The organism is Mycolicibacterium aurum, assembly GCF_900637195.1.
GTDB lineage: Bacteria > Actinomycetota > Actinomycetes > Mycobacteriales > Mycobacteriaceae > Mycobacterium > Mycobacterium aurum.
Window position 1 is genome coordinate 242,990 of sequence record NZ_LR134356.1, and the last position, 15,639, is coordinate 258,628.

A 15,639-nucleotide genomic window follows, 5' to 3' on the forward strand; every position below is an offset into this window, starting at 1 on the left:
CAACACGCGGGAACCGAAGCGGAGGCGCAGCATGGGGCACTACAAGAGCAACATCCGCGATCTGGAGTTCAACCTCTTCGAGGTGCTTGCCCTGGAGAAGGTCCTGGCAACAGGTGAATTCGGTGATCTCGACGCCCCATCGGTACGGGAGATGATCCGGGAAGCGGCCAAACTGGCCGAGGGTCCGCTCGCCGAGGCATTCGCCGAAACCGACCGCACACCGCCGACTTTCGACCCGGCGACCCACGTCGTCAGCATTCCGGAACCGTTCAAGCGGGCGTACCGTGCCTGGCACGACGGCGAATGGTTCCGCGTCGGCATGGCCGAGGATATCGGCGGGGTCCCTGCCCCCTCGACGCTGGAATGGGCGATCAACGAGCTGGCCCTCGGCGCGCAACCGGCGGCGTTCCTGTACTCGGGCGGACCCAAGATGGCCGACATCGTCAACGCCATCGGCAACGACGAACAACGGCACTGGGCGTCGCTGATGGTCGAGCGCAACTGGGGCGCGACGATGGTGCTCACCGAGCCTGACGCTGGGTCGGATGTCGGCGCCGGTCGCACCAAGGCCGTCCCGCAGCCCGACGGCACCTGGCACATCGACGGGGTCAAGCGGTTCATCACCAACGGCGACGCGGACGACCTGTTCGAGAACATCGTGCACATGGTGCTGGCCCGCCCGGAGGGCGCGGGGCCAGGGACCAAAGGCCTGTCGCTGTTCATCGTGCCGAAGTTCCACTTCGATCCGCAGACCGGTGAACTGGGGGAGCGCAACGGCGCATTCGTGACCGGCCTTGAGCACAAGATGGGGCTGAAGGCGTCGGCGACCTGCGAGCTGACGTTCGGCCAGCACGGGGTGCCCGCGGTGGGATGGCTGGTCAACGACACCCACCAGGGCATCGCACAGATGTTCCGGGTCATCGAGTATGCCCGGATGATGGTGGGCACCAAGGCGATCGCGACGCTGTCGACCGGGTATCTCAACGCGCTGGACTACGCGAAGACCCGGGTGCAGGGCGCCGACATGACGCAGATGACGGACAAGGCCGCACCGCGCGTGACGATCATCCACCACCCCGACGTGCGTCGCGCGCTGCTCACGCAGAAGGCCTACGCCGAGGGACTGCGTGCGCTGTACCTCTACACCGCGGCCCATCAGGACCCGGTTGCCGCGGAGATCGTCTCCGGCGCCGACGCCGCTATGGCCGACCGCGTCAACGATCTGCTGTTACCCATCGTCAAGGGCGTCGGCTCCGAACGCGCCTATCAGTGTCTGACGGAATCGCTTCAGACGCTTGGTGGTTCAGGCTTCCTGCAGGACTATCCGATCGAGCAGTACATCCGGGACGCCAAGATCGACTCGCTGTACGAGGGCACCACCGCCATCCAGGCGCAGGACTTCTTCTTCCGCAAGATCGCCAGGGACCAGGGCGGGGCGCTGCTGCATGTGGTGACCCAGATCCGGCAGTTCCTGGACGACGGGTCGGCCGGCGCGGAACTGGCCACCGAGCGGGCGCTGCTGGCCACCGCGGTCGCCGACGTGCAGGAGATGGTCGCGGCGATGACGAAGTTCCTGGTCGACTCCCAGCAGAATCCGCGCGAGCTCTACCGCCTCGGCCTGGAATCGGTGCCGTTCCTGCTCGCGGTGGGTGACCTGCTGCTGGGGTGGTTGTTGTTGCAGCAGGCCGAGATTGCCCAGGCCGCGCTTGCCGGCGAGGTCAGCGAGCGTGACCGCGCGTTCTACAGCGGCAAGGTCGCCACCGGGAAGTTCTTCGCACGCAATGTGCTGCCACGACTGACCGCGCAGCGCGCCGTGCTCGCCGCCGTGGACCTCGCGGTCATGGATGTCGCCGTCGAGGCGTTCTGACTCGACGGCGATGAATTCTGTCGGCGGCGGTGGTCACCATTGCCATGACTGATGACCAGAAACAGATCCGCCGCACCATCGAGCGGTGGGTCGAAGCCATCCGGTCCCAGGATCTCGACGGCGTGGTCGCCGCCCACACCGACGACGTCGTGATGTTCGACGTCCCGCCGCCCCACGACGGTGTGCGCGGCATCGGGACCTACCGCGCGTCCTGGCCCGACTTCTTCGACTTCATCGCCGGTGGCGCCGTTTTCGAGTTGGTCGAGCTGGACGTGATTGCAGGCGACACGGTCGCGTTCGCCTATGGTCTGCTGCGATGCGGGACGCGGGAGGAGCTGGCGGCCGATCCCGACAATCGGCTACGGATCAGCATGGGCCTGCGCAAGGTCGGCGACAGCTGGCTGATTGCCCATGAGCATCATTCGTTCCCGCTGACCACCTGACGTGCCGAGTGCACGATTTCTGACGGAAATCGATCGGCGGTCTCAAGCGGTGGTTGCAACAGTGGGTGGGTTGAACGGGTTGGACAGTAGTTCGTCGAGGGCTTCGGCGGGTGTTTTCCAGCCCAGCGTCTGGCGGGGCCGCCGGTTGAGTTTGGATGCCACGACGTCGAGATAGTCGGCCGGAAACACCGATAAGTCAGTGCCTTTGGCAAACCACTGACGCAATAGTCCATTGGTGTTCTCGTTGGTTCCGCGCTGCCAGGGCGAGTGCGGGTCGCAGAAGTAGATATCGAGCTCGGTCGCTGCGGCGATCTGGATGTGGTTAGACATCTCCTTGCCCTGGTCCCAAGTTAGCGTTTGACGCAAGATCTGGGGCAGCGTCGCCATTTTGGCCACGATCGCCTCCTGGACCGCTTCAGCACCGTGGCCATGAGGCAGATGCAGCAGCATCGTGAAGCGTGTCGTGCGTTCCACCAGAGTGCCGATGGCAGATCCGGACTTGGTGCTGCCCATGATGAGATCGCCCTCCCAATGCCCAGGCACGGCACGATCGGCCACCTCGGGCGGGCGCTCGCTGATGTTGATCATGTTCGGGATACGACCGCGGCGCTCACCGCTGCGCCGACGCGGTGTGCGCAACGCCCGCCCGGTGCGCAGGCAGGTGTGCAACTCACGACGTAAACCGCCCCTGCCCTGCAGGTAAAGGGCCTTGTAGATGGTTTCGGCAGACACCCACATCTCCGGATCGTCGGGAAAATCGCGCCGCAGCCCGGCGGCGATCTGAGCGGGGCTGTGGAACTCTTCTAACCGAGTCTGTACCTCGGTGCGCAGTCGGTCGCTGCCGGCCAGCACACCCGTCTTGGGTCGACGCGCCCGGCGTTGGCTTTTCGACTGTGCCACCGTGGCCCGGTAGCGCGGCTTCCGTTCTGGTCCACCACGCCACGGGGCACCGAATCGATACTGCGGCCGGTAGTGATTGCGGCCGATCACGCTGTTGTTCTTGATCTCCCGCGAGATCGTCGACGGCGCTCGTCCCAGCCGCCGCGCGATGTCACGTACTGGATCCCCGGCGGCCACCCCTAACGCGATCTCTTCGCGTTCTTCAAAACTCAACCGCGGTCGCCGGCGCGGCCCTGGTCGCACCTGGTGTGGTTTCACGCCACCCACGGCAGCAAACCAACCGTGCCCAGCACTAGCAGACACGCCGACAGCCACACCGGCTTCCCGCGGCGACAAACCCTGACCTATCAGCCGCCAAAACTCATCAACAACAGACCTCACCGGAGACGGACGCATCACAGCCCCTAACTAGGAACTGTTGCAAACACCCCTAGAAGCCAAAGCCGGAATTCGTCAGAAACCGTGCACTCGTTGTTGGTTCGCCGGCTCAGGTGGCCGGGGTGTATCCGAACGGCAGCAGGATGCTCTTCGCCTCGGTGTACGCCTCGATACCCTCGGGGCCGTTCTCGCGGCCGATGCCCGAGTTCTTGTAGCCGCCGAACGGTGCGCCGGGATCGAACGCGTACATGTTCACCGCATAGGTGCCGGTGCGGATCTTGCGGGCGATCTGCAGCGCCTTGTCGTTGTCGGAGGTGTAGACGCTGCCGGCCAGGCCGTAGACCGAGTCGTTGGCGATGCGCACCGCGTCGTCCTCGTCCTCGTAGGCGATGACCGCGAGCACGGGCCCGAAGATCTCCTCCTGGGCGATGGTCATCGAGTTGTCGACGTCGGCGAACACCGTCGGCTGGACGAACCAGCCGCTGTCCAGGCCTTCGGGACGGCCACCGCCGGTGACGACGCGGGCGCCTTCTTCGACGCCCTTCTTGATGTAGCCCTCGACGCGCTCGCGCTGCTTCTCCGAGATCAGCGGTCCGATCATCGCCGCGGCGTCATCGGGCAGGCCGACCGGCATCGCGGCGACGGCGGCGGACAACTTTTCCACGACCTCGTCGTAGCGCGACCGGGGTGCCAGGATGCGGGTCTGCCCCACACACGCCTGGCCGCAGTTCATCAGGCCGGAGAACACCAGCATCGGCAGCGTGGAGTCCAGGTCGGCGTCTTCGAGGATGATGGCCGCCGACTTGCCGCCGAGTTCGAGCGTGCACGGCTTGAGCTTCTCGGCCGCGAGCTTGCCGATCTCCTTGCCCACCCCGGAGCTTCCGGTGAAGGTGAACTTGTCCAGCTCGGGGTTGGCGGTCAGCGCCCGGCCGGTCTCGGGGCCGCCGGGGACGATCGACAGCACGCCCTCGGGCAGGCCGGCCTCGGCGAACGCCTCGGCCATCGCGAAGACGGACAGCGGGGTCTCCGCGGCCGGCTTGAGCACGACGGTGCAGCCGGCGAGCAGCGCGGGGCCGAGCTTGTTGGCGGCCAGGAAGAACGGCACGTTCCATGCGGTGACGGCGCCGACGACGCCGATCGGCTCCTTGACCACCAGCGTCTGGCCGTACACCCCGTCACGGATGTCCTGCCAGGTGAACTTGTCCGCGGCACCGACGAAGTAGTTGAACGACGACATCGCGGCGCCGTACTGCATCATGTCGACGATCGTCGGCGGCTGGCCGGTCTCGGCGGCCAGCAGGAACTTCAGCTCGTCGGCGCGCTCCTCCATGATCTTGACCGCGCGGCCGAGGACCTCGGCGCGCTCGGCCGGGCTCAGGTGCGGCCACGGGCCTTCGTCGAAGGCCTTGCGGGCGGCCGCGCAGGCGGCGTCGACGTCGGCGGCCGACGCCAGCGGAACCTTGCCCACCAGCTCACCGGTGGCGGGGGAGTGCACCTCGATCACATCCGAGGTGGCCGGCTCGACCCACTTGCCGCCGATGAACAGCTTGTCCCACTCGGTCTTGAACGCGGTGCTCTGTGTCATAGGCGTCACATTACCGACAGTAGACAGAAACGAGAACCTGTTGCAGTCCTCGGATCAGGACGGACGAAGGACGACCACCAGATTGCTCACCGCGAATTCCCTCAGGCCGGGCACTTTCGTCAGTCCCCAGGCCCATCGAGGGTGGTAGCGGGGAAATGCGGCGACCATCGCGCCGGTGCCCGCGGCCCACGCGAGGCCGTCGCGCGCATGGACGGCGAACAACGACGATCCGTAGTCATTCTTCGGTCGGTGGCCGTGTTTGCGGGTGTATCTCTCGGCTGCCCGGCGGCCACCGAGGTAGTGCGTCAGGCCCATCTCGTGCCCGCCGAACGGGCCCAGCCACACGGTGTAGGACAGCACGACCAGACCGCCGGGACGGGTCACGCGCAGCATCTCGTCGCCGAGGCGCCAGGGCTGGGCGACGTGCTCGGCGACGTTCGACGACAGGCAGATGTCGACGCTGGCATCGGCGAACGGCAGGGCGGTGCCCGAGGCGCGGACGAAGGATCCGGCGGCGCGATGGGTGCGCGGGGCGGCCGCGTGCATCTCCCGGGGGTCGGGTTCGACCCCGACGTAACGCACTCCGGCGTCGGTGAACGCGGAGGCGAAGTATCCGGGCCCACCGCCGACGTCCACCAGCGTCGCCCTCTCCGGTGCGCTGCCGGTCACCGACGTCCACAGGTCGCCGACCATCGCGACGGTGTCGGCGGCCAGCGCGCCGTAGAAGCGGTCGGGGTCGCTCTGCTCGAAGCGGAACGCCGACAGCAGCCGCAGCGACCGCGACAGCGTCGCGCGCCGGGCGAACAGATCGGTAGCGACCACGCGGACACCCTACGCAGGGCGGTTAGGCTGGCAGCTGATGTCTGATCCCAGCCCGCCGGAGCCCTCCCCGGTTCGCTCCGTGCTGCTCTTGTGCTGGCGCGACACGGGGCACCCCCAGGGCGGGGGCAGCGAGGCCTACCTGCAGCGCATCGGGGCCCAACTCGCCGATGCAGGCACCCGGGTCACGCTGCGTACCGCGCGGTATCCCGGCGCAGCGCGTACCGAGGTCGTCGACGGCGTCACGGTCCAGCGCCGCGGCGGCGCCTACACGGTGTACGTGTGGGCGGGGCTGGCGATGGCCGCGGCGAAGATCGGCCTGGGGCCGTTGCGCCGCGTCCGTCCCGACATCGTGGTCGACACCCAGAACGGGTTGCCCTTCCTGTCCCGGCTGGTGCACGGCAGACGGACCGTCGTGCTGGTGCACCACTGCCACCGGGAGCAGTGGCCCGTCGCCGGGCGGGTGATGAGCCGCATCGGATGGTTCGTCGAGTCCCGGCTGTCGCCGCGGCTGCACCGCGGCAACCAGTACGTCACGGTGTCCCTGCCGTCGGCCCGCGACCTCGCGATCCTCGGCGTGCACCCCGACCGGGTCGCGATCGTGCGCAACGGGGTCGACGCCGCGCCCGAGCACACCCTGAGCGAGCCCCGCTCCGCAACGCCGCGGGTCGTGGTGCTGTCCCGGCTGGTGCCGCACAAGCAGATCGAGGACGCCCTCGATGCCATCGCGCGCCTACGCACCCGCATCCCCGGCGTGCACCTGGATGTCCTCGGGGACGGCTGGTGGTCGCAGCAACTCGTCGACCACGCGGCACGGCTGGGGATCTCCGACTCGGTCACCTTTCACGGACACGTCGACGACGCCACCAAACACGCTGTACTGCAACGCAGCTGGGTCCACGTCCTGCCGTCCCGCAAGGAGGGGTGGGGTCTGTCGGTCGTCGAGGCCGCCCAGCACGGCGTGCCCACCATCGGCTACCGCTCCTCGGGTGGCCTGACCGATTCGGTGGTCGACGGGGTCACCGGCATCCTGGTCGACCACTTCGACGAGATGGTCGACCAGTTGGCGCGGGTGCTGACCGACTCGGTGTTGCGGGAACAGCTGGGCGTCAAGGCGCAGCTGCGCAGCGGCGAATTCTCCTGGCAGCAGAGTGCCGATGCGATGCGCGCGGTGCTGGGCGCGGTCCGCGAGGGACGCCGGACCAGCGGCGTCATCTAGTCGCCGGTACCGATGCGGGGGTGAATCGGACCGGCATCGCGTGCACGCCGTTGATCAGCACCGAGCGCATCCGCTCCACCGGACCGGCCAGCTCGATGTCGCGCATGCGGGTGACCATCTCGCTGAAGATGGCGTTCGCCTCGACGCGGGCGAGGCTGGCTCCGAGGCAGAAGTGCGTGCCGCCACCGCCGAATGCCAAGTGGGGGTTGGGTGTTCGGCCGATATCGAAACGTTCTGGGTCGGGGAAGCGCGCGGCGTCCCGGTTGGCCGACGGGTAGAACATCGCCACCCGTTCACCTTCGCGAATGGGCGTTCCGCGCAGCTCGGTGTCGCGCGTGGCGGTCCGGGTGAACATCGTCACCGGGCTGGTCCAGCGCAACATCTCCTCGATGGCGGTGGGCATCAGTGACGGGTCGCAGACCAGGCGCGCCCATTCACCGGGATGTTCGATAAGCGCGAGAGTCCCCGCGGCAACCAGGTTTCGGGTGGTGTCGCCGCCGGCGTTGAGCAGCAGCATGAAGAACAGGTTGAACTCGAGGTCGGTCAGCCGTTCGCCGTCCACCTCGGCGTGCAGCAGGGCCGTGGCGATGTCGTCGCCGGGCGACGCACGCTTGGTGACCGCGAGTTCGCCCGCGTACTCGAACAGCTGCAGTTGCGCCTGCAGCAGCTCGGGGTCGTGCAATGGACGCGTGTTCATGATCTCGGTCAGTGCATAGAGCCGGCGGCCGTCGTCGAGCGGGATGCCGAGCAGCTCGGCGATCATGTACGACGGCAGCGCGCCGGCGACGTCGCCGACGAATTCGCACTCCCCGCGGTCCAGCACGTCGTCGAGGATGGCGCTTGCGATCTCTGCGGCATTCCGATTCAGCCGCGCCACGTGTCTCGGGGTGAAGCCGCGACTCACCAGCGCCCGTAACGCGGTGTGCCTCGGCGGATCCATCGTCAGCATCATCAGGGCCAGCTGATAGGAATCCTCCGGCGCCGGGACGTCCACGAAGACACCGGTGGCCTGCGACGACCATGTCTGGCTGTCCCGGGAGACGGCCAGGATCTGGTCGTGACCGGTCAATGCCCAGAATCCCGGCTGGTCACCGTAGGGGTGCCAGGCGACGGGAGCCTGCTCCCGGAGCCGGCGGAACGCCTCGTAGGGCATGCCGTGCAGATAGGTGTCGGGATCGGCGAGATCGACACCGCCGATGCTGATCGCGTCCGTGGACGATGGCGTGGCCATGGCACCTCCCGCGCCGCACATTAGTCCCGCGCCCGTCGGTCGATGGGCTGAACCGCCAACCTCGGCACGGTGGGGAAACAGCGGACAGGATCGAGAATGATCATTAACATAGCGCTCATGCTCAGCGTCGCGCGGCGAATCATGAGCTATGAGATGACCCTCGCCGAGTGGATCGGCGCCGCGATCCTGCTCGGGGCGCCCTACGGCGTGGTCGGAGTGTTGCTGGCGGTGTTCACGCCTGACCACATGGCCCAGGCGGACGGACTGCAGAAGGCGGTGGCGTTCGTCGCCTCCGTGATGTTCTGGCCGATGCTCTTGTTCGCCGACGTCTGCATGCCATGACCGGCAACAGGATTCGCGTCACCCGTCGCACCGCCCGCTGGAGCGACGAGCCGGTGACGGTGGCCGACGCGATGGACTTCTGGTCGTTCGCCGCCGGTGCGGCCAACGTCGTCATGCAACTGTCGCGTCCCGGCGTCGGGCACGGTGTGGCGGAGAGCAAGGTCGAGTCCGGGAACCTGATGAAGCACCCGTGGAAGCGGGCCCGCACCACATTCCAGTACCTGGCGGTCGCGGTTATGGGCAGTGACGACGACAGGGCCGCGTTCCGGGACGCCGTCAACGAGGCGCACCGGCATGTGAAGTCGGGTCCGTCCAGCCCGGTGCGCTACAACGCCTTCGACCGCGAGCTGCAGATGTGGGTGGCGGCATGCCTGTTCGTCGGGCTGGAAGACACCTATCAACTGCTGCGCGGCGAGATGACGCCGGAGCAGTCCGAACAGTTCTACCTGTCGAGCTGGACGCTCGGCACGACGCTCCAGGTCACGGCCGACCAGTGGCCGCCCACCCGGGCGGCGTTCGACGACTATTGGGACAGCGCCTGCGAGCTGGTGACGATGGACGACGTGGTGCGGTCCTACCTCACCGACCTCGTCGACCTGCGGATGATCTCTCCCGTCCTGGCGCTGCCGTTTCGGCCACTGCTGACATTCCTCACCGCAGGGTTTCTGGCGCCGGTGTTCCGCGACGCCCTCGGCCTGACGTGGGGCAGTGCGCGGCAGCGGGTGTTCGAGCGGCTGTTCCTGACGGTGGCGCTCGTCAACCGCTTCCTGCCCGGGTTCATCCGTCAGGGTGGCAGTCACGTGCTGCTCGCCGACGTGCGTCGCCGTGTCCGTCGGCACCGGCAACTGGTCTGAGGGCGGGCAATGCCTGACATCCGAACCGCCACCCGCAGCGTCCTGCGCCGTCGGCTGTCCGTCGCCGATGTGCTGGAACTCCACCTGTGGCTGGCGATTCCGTACGTCACCGTCGGGGTGGGGTGGGCTTTCTTCCACGCCGACAAGATCCGCCCTCTCGAGGACCTGCTGCAGACCCTGCTGCCCGCCGGTGGCGGGATGGCGGCTTACCTACTGGTTGCCGGGTTGTGGCCGGTCTACGTGCTGGTGCCGACGGTGTGCGTGGCGTGATCGCAGGCGCACCAACAGCATTGCCGCCAGACCCGCGATCAGCTGGACCAGCCACACCGCGTGCGCCGCGAGCATGACGGCCCGGTGCGGTGAGCCGGCCGTGTCACCACCCACGGCGTACACGGCGATGTCGGCGTCGCGGTAGGCCACGGGGAGCGGGAGCTCGCTGGACGCGCCCTCTGTCATCACCCACCCCACTCCCGCCGCGGCCAGCTCGTCAGCGCCCGCGCCGGAGATCAGCATCTGCTGGACCTCGCGTGCGCGGGTGCCCTCGCCCGGGACGGTCTTTCCCGCGATCGTGAGGTCGCCGGTGCTCAGCACGTCGGCGCGCACCCAGCGCGGCAGCGGGTCGAGCACCGGCGCGTCACCGGCCCAAGGGAAGTGCCGCATGCTGTCGACGGGCAGCACGGCCACCGGGGCCGGGTCGGCATTGATGACCGCGGCCGCCGCCGCCCAGCCCTCGGGATAGCGCACGGGTGACACCCGGCCACCGACACCCCACGTCAGGTCGGGCAGCGTGGCGATGACCGCGGCGCAGCACACCACTGCGGTGGCCAGCGCCGGTACGCGTGGCCGCAGGGTGACCACGGCGCAGGCGCCCGCCAGCGCGTAGGCGGGCATCGCGAGCGCCACCCACTTCTGCCCGTCGCGGATCACCCCCAGTCCCGGGAACGCGCCGGTTACCGACTCCACTGCGGCCAGGCCAGGGCCCGTCGCCATCAGGGCGGGCACGACCACAGCGGCCGTTGCCACCACGAGCAGCGGTACGACGCCGCGGCGCAGCAGCGTCGGAATGCCCACCGCCACGATCGACAGCAACACCGCCGCCGACACCACCGCGAAAAGCGTTGTCCGCGAGGCAGGTACTGCATCGGCATTCCAGATGCCGCCCAGACTGGCGAGGCTGCCGACGGTGCCGAGGCCCGGTTCGGCGCGTGCGGCGAAGGCCGTCACCCCGGGGCCGGGATCTCCTGACGCCGCCCAGCCCCCGGCCACCGCGGAGGCGACGAGCCACGGTAACGCCGCCGTCACCGACGCGGTCAACGTCACGGCCGCACACCACCGCCTGCGCATGCCGTCCCCTGGGGCCGCCGCGCACGCCAGCCCGATCGTCGCCGCGAGCATCAACCCCGTTGGGGTCAACCCCGCGAACGCCAGCCAGAACACCAGAGCCGCGATTGTGCCGAGGGCGGGAGGTGCCCCCGGCGCCGGCGCACGCAGGGAAAGAACCGTGACCGCCACCCACGGCAGGCATCCGTAGCCCACCAGCAGACTCCAGTGCCCCTGCAGAAGCCGCTCTGCCACATACGGATTCCAGATCGCGATCGTGACGGCCACGCACTGACCGGCGATCCCGGCATCGGGCACCACGGCGGCGGCCAGTCGCGCGGCGCCCCACCCGGCCAGCCACAGCCCGACGATGAGCAGACCCTTGACCACGATCCCGCCGTCTATCACCGACGACGCGAGCGCGACGGCGAAGTCCTGCGGCAGTGCTCGCGGCGCCGCCTGGGACAACCCCAGCGCGGCATCCGACAGGTACGAGCGCGGCGTGGACACCGCGTCGCGCAGCAGCAGGTAGCCGGGCGCCAGAAGCGGCGCGGTCACCGCGACGGTCAACGCGAGTGCGTAGCCGGGCGCAACCAGCGAGCGCCGCAGCGGCGCGGAGAACGGAGCGATCAGACCGGTCGGTCCGGCGGCAGATCCGTCGGCCGCTGGGCGGGGAGTTTCTCGGTCATCGCCTCGGCGCCCGGCACCGGTTCGCCCTCGTCGCCACGCTTGCCGTAGAACCGGCCGCCGGTGTCGTCGAGGCCCGGATCGATCAGCAGTGACTCCGCCCGCAGGCTGAACGTCCCGAGCAGCGCACCGCCGACGAGCAACACGAGTCCCAGTGCGGTGAACGTGATCGGCAGGATGCGGCCCCACAGCGCCACCCGGTCACGCTCGTCCTGGGCCACGGCGACCTGCGACTCGACGGTCTCCTCGTTGGTGGTCACCGTGTAGTCGACGAACGTCACCTCGGGCTTGAGTGCCTCGCGGGCGTAGTACTGGTAGCCGCGGTCGGTCTGCTTGACGATCGTCCCGGAGACGGGGTCGACCCAGAAGGTCCGCTGCGCGGCGTAGTAGCGCGTCATCGTGATGGGCTCTTCGGGATCGCCCTCGATACCCCACAGCCGCGCGGTGGCGGTCGCCTGGCTGTCGGCGTCGTCGTCGTAGAGGGAAGCGAACTTCACCGGCTCGACGAGTTCCCCGTCGGCGTCGAAGCCGATGTTCTGGGTGAACTTGTAGGCGGTCAGCCCGTTGACGTCCTCTTCGCCCGAGTAGTTGGCGTCGTAGGGCTTCTGCGCGATCGGATCGAAGAACGGATACGTCTTCTTCTCGGTGTCGAACGGGAACCGGTAGGCCAGGCCTTCGTGCGGCAGCGCGATGCTGGTCGGCGGATTCTCGTCCTCGATCGCCCGCGGCTTCTGCACCGAGCCGCCCGGGTTGGTCTCGCTGGACACGGCCATCGCGGACTGCCGGTTGACGGTGACGGTGTCGACCATCGCCAGCAGCAGGCCGTTGTCCTGCTGCTGATCGGAGCGCTTCAGCGTGGTGCCGACCTGCAGCGTCACCACGTCGGCGTTCGACGGGGACTCCACCGTCATCTGCTGCTGCTGGACCACCGGCACGTCTTCGTTGATGACGAACCGTTCGCCCAGGAGCGACGCCGGGTCGAACGCGGTTCCGGTGCCCTCGCTGACGAGGGTCGCGTCGATGTTGAGGGGAATCTTGGCGATCTTGCCCTGGGTGTAGGTGGACAAGAGCAGGGCTGCGATGAGCAGGGCAGCTCCGAGGCCCATGATGCCGCACGCGGCGATCCTCAGCGCAACTGCGCGGTTCAATACCGTGTCTCCCTTCGCGCGCCGCCACGGAGTGTGGCGGTGGCGGCGCCCAGCCAGACGCCCAAAAGCCTGTTCGACCCTAACAGCACAGCTTAAGGCCGTCGCTTACTACGAGGCGTTCGCCGGCAGCTCGTGGCTACCCGTTTACCCCGGTGGTTCACCCCGCTGCACACACCCGGGGGCAGACTGTTCAGCTGTGACGGTAGGCGCAGCGCCGGTGGCGGACGGGAGCACCGAGGACACCGTGGGCGGGACCCGCGGGTTCCTGCCCGCAGTCGAGGGCTTGCGCGCCTGTGCGGCCATCGGTGTCGTCGTCACCCACGTCGCGTTCCAGACCGGCCAGAGCGGCGGCGCCGTGGGACGCATCCTCGGCCGCTTCGACCTCGCGGTGGCGGTCTTCTTCGCGCTGTCGGGCTTCCTGCTGTGGCGGGGCCATGCCGCCGCGGCCCGGGGGCTGCGGCCACGTCCCGCGACGGGCCACTATCTGCGGTCGCGCATCGTGCGCATCATGCCCGGCTACCTGGTCGCGGTGGTGGTGATCATGTCGCTGCTGCCCGAGGTGAACGCCGACTTCACGGTGTGGCTGGCGAACCTGACGCTGACCCAGATCTACGTGCCGCTGACGCTGACCGCCGGTCTGACGCAGATGTGGAGCCTGTCGGTGGAGATGAGCTTCTATCTGGCGCTGCCGCTGCTGGCCCTGCTGGCCCGGCGGCTGCCCGTCGGTGCCCGCATACCGGTGATCATCGGGACCGCCGTGGCGAGCCTTTTCTGGGCGTACATCCCGTTCGACCCGGCGTCCGGCCACAACCTGTGGAACTGGCCGCCGGCGTTCTTCTCGTGGTTCGCCGCCGGGATGGTGCTGGCCGAGCTCACGGTCAGCCCGGTCGGCTGGGCGCACCGCCTGGCGCGGCGACGGCTGGTGATGGCGATGATCGCCGCGGCGGCCTTCCTGGTGGCGGCGTCGCCGCTGGCGGGCCGGGAAGGCCTGCACCCCGGAACGATCGGGCAGGTGACGCTGAAGACCGCGATGGGGGCGATCGTGGCGGGCGCGCTGCTCGCCCCGCTGGTGCTGGACCGCCTCGACACGTCGCACCGGATCCTGGGCAGCCCGACGATGGTGACGTTGGGGCGCTGGTCCTACGGCCTGTTCGTGTGGCACCTCGCTGCGCTGGCGATGGTGTTCCCGGTGATCGGGGCGTTCGCGTTCAACGGACACTTCACCATCGTGCTGGTGTTGACGGTGCTGTTCGGTTTCGCGATCGCCGCGGTCAGCTACGCGCTGGTCGAGTCGCCGTGCCGGAACGCGTTGCGGCGCTGGGAACGACGCCACGATCCGACGCCGCTGGACTCATCGGTCACTGCAGAGATCGAGCCTGCCGTCGCGCGATGACCTCGTCGCGGACGGCCGAGCGGCGCGCCTTGCCGGCGTCGTCGCGCAACGGACGGTCGGTGAATTCGACCGTGCGGGGCACCTTGTGGGACGCGATGCGCTCGGAAAGGAATGCGATCACCCCCGCTTCGTCCAACTCGGCGGCCGATCCCGGTGCAGATTGCACGATCGCGTGCGGCACCTGCCCGAGGTCGTCGTCGGGCAGGCCGACCGCGAGGCTCGACAGCACGTGCGGATGCTCGGCCAGCGCCGACTCGATCTCGGCGGGATACACGTTGCGCCCGCCGACGGTGAACATGTCGACCCTGCGGTCGTTGAGGTAGAGGTAGCCGTCCTCGTCGAAATACCCGAGGTCGCCGAGGGAATCCCAGCCGTCACGGGACTTCGCGTCGCTGCCGATGTAGCGGTACGTGGGTCTGCTGCCCGGCGCGGGTCTCATGTAGATCTCGCCGGGGACTCCGGGCGGGCAGTCGTTGCCGTCGTCGTCGAGCACCCTCATCTCGCCGGCGACGACGACACCGACCGAGCCGGGGTGGTCCAGCCACTGGGTGCCGGAGATGAATGTCAGCGCCTGTAACTCCGTGCCGCCGTACAGCTCCCACACCGCCTCGGGACCCACGATGTCGATCCACGCCTGCTTGACCGCGGGCGGACACGGCGACGCCAAGTGCCAGAACCGGCGGATCGACGACAGGTCGTAGGCGTCCGGGTGGGCGCGGTAGACGGGTAGCAGGCGCTGCATGATCGTCGGCACCGTCGCCAGGAACGTGACCTTGTGCTCGGTGACCAGCCGCAGGAACTCCGCGGGTTCGAAGCGGGGCATCACCACCAGGTGATGGCCCTGCAGCAGTCCGATGGCGAATGTGGTGAAACCCGTGTTGTGGCTCAGCGGCACCGAGATGAGGTTGACGTCTCCAGGCTGCGCACCCAGCGGTGCGCCGATCGCGGCGGGCACCCGGCTGTCGTTGCCCGCCTCGATCAGCTTGGGCCGGCCGGTACTCCCGCCAGAGGCCATCGACTTCCACACCGGCGACACCGCCTCCGGCAGTGGCGCATCGGAGAAATCGGCGGCAACAGTGGTCGCGTCAGCGGTCACGTCGAGGGTGACGCCGGTCGGGTCCTGCCGCCCGACGAGGATCGCCGGCCGGCGGAGCTCGAGCAGGGCGGCCAGTTCGGCGTCCGGCAGGCGCGCCGACAGCGGCTGCGGGACCGCGCCGAGCTTCCAGCAGGCCACCACCGAATACACCCACTCCAGCGAGTTGGGCAGCACGATCGTGACGTAGTCGCCGACGCCGACGCCCGCGGACGCGAATTTCCGGGCCAGCCGGTTGGTGGTCGCGTCCAGTTCCGCCCGGGTCACGGTGACGCCATCGCATGTTGCGGCGGGTGCGTCAGGTGCCTGCGCGGCCAGCTCCGAAACCTGCGTGCCGATGGGCGGAACGGGTGCTGTCAT

General features: G+C 68.6%; 14 protein-coding genes. 7 read left to right on the forward strand and 7 right to left on the reverse strand.

Features of this window, described 5'->3' with window-relative positions; all coding sequences use genetic code 11:
• Window positions 1-31 precede the first annotated feature (31 nt).
• A complete protein-coding gene (locus EL337_RS01210) occupies window positions 32-1,867 on the forward strand; it encodes an acyl-CoA dehydrogenase (RefSeq protein ID WP_048632585.1) in 1,836 nt (611 codons plus the stop codon).
• A gap of 44 nt (window positions 1,868-1,911) precedes the next feature.
• Complete coding sequence (locus tag EL337_RS01215; RefSeq protein WP_048632642.1) at window positions 1,912-2,310, forward strand: YybH family protein; 399 nt, start codon at window positions 1,912-1,914, stop codon at window positions 2,308-2,310.
• A 42-nt stretch (window positions 2,311-2,352) separates the two neighbouring features.
• Here EL337_RS01215 and EL337_RS01220 read toward each other — a convergent pair whose 3' ends face one another.
• The 3 genes from EL337_RS01220 to EL337_RS01230 form a co-directional block, all read right to left on the reverse strand.
• Window positions 2,353-3,606, reverse strand: a complete 1,254-nt coding sequence (locus EL337_RS01220) for an IS30 family transposase (protein ID WP_048632584.1) — start codon at window positions 3,604-3,606, stop codon at window positions 2,353-2,355.
• 91 nt (window positions 3,607-3,697) lie between these two features.
• A complete protein-coding gene (locus EL337_RS01225) occupies window positions 3,698-5,173 on the reverse strand; it encodes an aldehyde dehydrogenase (RefSeq protein ID WP_048632583.1) in 1,476 nt (491 codons plus the stop codon).
• 54 nt (window positions 5,174-5,227) lie between these two features.
• Complete coding sequence (locus tag EL337_RS01230) at window positions 5,228-5,995, reverse strand: class I SAM-dependent methyltransferase (protein ID WP_048632582.1); 768 nt, start codon at window positions 5,993-5,995, stop codon at window positions 5,228-5,230.
• A 37-nt stretch (window positions 5,996-6,032) separates the two neighbouring features.
• Here EL337_RS01230 and EL337_RS01235 point away from each other — a divergent pair, with 37 nt between their 5' ends.
• Complete coding sequence (locus EL337_RS01235) at window positions 6,033-7,211, forward strand: glycosyltransferase family 4 protein (protein ID WP_048632581.1); 1,179 nt, start codon at window positions 6,033-6,035, stop codon at window positions 7,209-7,211.
• Here the strand turns inward: EL337_RS01235 and EL337_RS01240 are convergent.
• Window positions 7,204-8,442, reverse strand: a complete 1,239-nt coding sequence (locus EL337_RS01240; protein ID WP_048632580.1) for a cytochrome P450 — start codon at window positions 8,440-8,442, stop codon at window positions 7,204-7,206. The two genes, EL337_RS01235 and EL337_RS01240, sit on opposite strands and share 8 nt — an antisense overlap.
• Window positions 8,443-8,559: 117 nt before the next feature.
• On the opposite strand from EL337_RS01240, the gene EL337_RS01245 reads away from it, so the two are divergent.
• The 3 genes from EL337_RS01245 to EL337_RS01255 are packed head-to-tail and all read left to right on the forward strand — an operon-like array spanning window position 8,560 to window position 9,908.
• Complete coding sequence (locus EL337_RS01245; protein ID WP_048632579.1) at window positions 8,560-8,784, forward strand: hypothetical protein; 225 nt, start codon at window positions 8,560-8,562, stop codon at window positions 8,782-8,784.
• Window positions 8,781-9,638 (forward strand): oxygenase MpaB family protein, encoded by an 858-nt coding sequence (locus EL337_RS01250; protein WP_048632578.1) that lies wholly within the window; start codon window positions 8,781-8,783, stop codon window positions 9,636-9,638. Before EL337_RS01245 ends, EL337_RS01250 begins: the two co-directional genes overlap by 4 nt.
• Before the next feature lie 9 nt (window positions 9,639-9,647).
• Window positions 9,648-9,908 (forward strand): hypothetical protein, encoded by a 261-nt coding sequence (locus tag EL337_RS01255; protein ID WP_048632577.1) that lies wholly within the window; start codon window positions 9,648-9,650, stop codon window positions 9,906-9,908.
• Here EL337_RS01255 and EL337_RS01260 read toward each other — a convergent pair.
• Together EL337_RS01260 and EL337_RS01265 are read right to left on the reverse strand one after the other, a co-directional pair.
• The gene (locus tag EL337_RS01260; RefSeq protein ID WP_370737160.1) at window positions 9,849-11,591 is read right to left on the reverse strand and encodes an MmpA family trehalose lipid delivery protein; all 1,743 of its coding nucleotides are present in this window, start codon (window positions 11,589-11,591) and stop codon (window positions 9,849-9,851) included. The genes EL337_RS01255 and EL337_RS01260 overlap by 60 nt on opposite strands.
• Window positions 11,588-12,793 carry a cell envelope lipid trafficking protein PgfA gene (locus EL337_RS01265; protein WP_048632575.1) on the reverse strand — a complete coding sequence of 402 codons (1,206 nt, stop codon included), beginning with the start codon at window positions 12,791-12,793 and terminating at the stop codon, window positions 11,588-11,590. The genes EL337_RS01260 and EL337_RS01265 overlap by 4 nt, the downstream gene beginning before the upstream one ends.
• Window positions 12,794-12,989: 196 nt before the next feature.
• Between EL337_RS01265 and EL337_RS01270 the strand changes: the two genes are divergently transcribed.
• The gene (locus EL337_RS01270) at window positions 12,990-14,186 is read left to right on the forward strand and encodes an acyltransferase family protein (protein ID WP_048632574.1); all 1,197 of its coding nucleotides are present in this window, start codon (window positions 12,990-12,992) and stop codon (window positions 14,184-14,186) included.
• On the opposite strand, the gene EL337_RS01275 is transcribed toward EL337_RS01270, so the two are convergent.
• The gene (locus tag EL337_RS01275; RefSeq protein WP_109860118.1) at window positions 14,152-15,639 is read right to left on the reverse strand and encodes an AMP-binding protein; all 1,488 of its coding nucleotides are present in this window, start codon (window positions 15,637-15,639) and stop codon (window positions 14,152-14,154) included. The two genes, EL337_RS01270 and EL337_RS01275, sit on opposite strands and share 35 nt — an antisense overlap.

Bases quoted from the DNA above. Each gene is read 5' to 3' on its own strand.
- EL337_RS01225 (WP_048632583.1), bottom strand. From the start codon at position 5,173: ATGACACAGAGCACCGCGTTCAAGACCGAGTGGGACAAGCTGTTCATC.
- EL337_RS01250 (WP_048632578.1), top strand. From the start codon at position 8,781: ATGACCGGCAACAGGATTCGCGTCACCCGTCGCACCGCCCGCTGGAGC.
- EL337_RS01235 (WP_048632581.1), top strand. From the start codon at position 6,033: ATGTCTGATCCCAGCCCGCCGGAGCCCTCCCCGGTTCGCTCCGTGCTG.
- EL337_RS01210 (WP_048632585.1), top strand. From the start codon at position 32: ATGGGGCACTACAAGAGCAACATCCGCGATCTGGAGTTCAACCTCTTC.
- EL337_RS01255 (WP_048632577.1), top strand. From the start codon at position 9,648: ATGCCTGACATCCGAACCGCCACCCGCAGCGTCCTGCGCCGTCGGCTG.
- EL337_RS01220 (WP_048632584.1), bottom strand. From the start codon at position 3,606: ATGCGTCCGTCTCCGGTGAGGTCTGTTGTTGATGAGTTTTGGCGGCTG.
- EL337_RS01275 (WP_109860118.1), bottom strand. From the start codon at position 15,639: ATGACAGCACCCGTTCCGCCCATCGGCACGCAGGTTTCGGAGCTGGCC.
- EL337_RS01240 (WP_048632580.1), bottom strand. From the start codon at position 8,442: ATGGCCACGCCATCGTCCACGGACGCGATCAGCATCGGCGGTGTCGAT.
- EL337_RS01245 (WP_048632579.1), top strand. From the start codon at position 8,560: ATGCTCAGCGTCGCGCGGCGAATCATGAGCTATGAGATGACCCTCGCC.
- EL337_RS01215 (WP_048632642.1), top strand. From the start codon at position 1,912: ATGACTGATGACCAGAAACAGATCCGCCGCACCATCGAGCGGTGGGTC.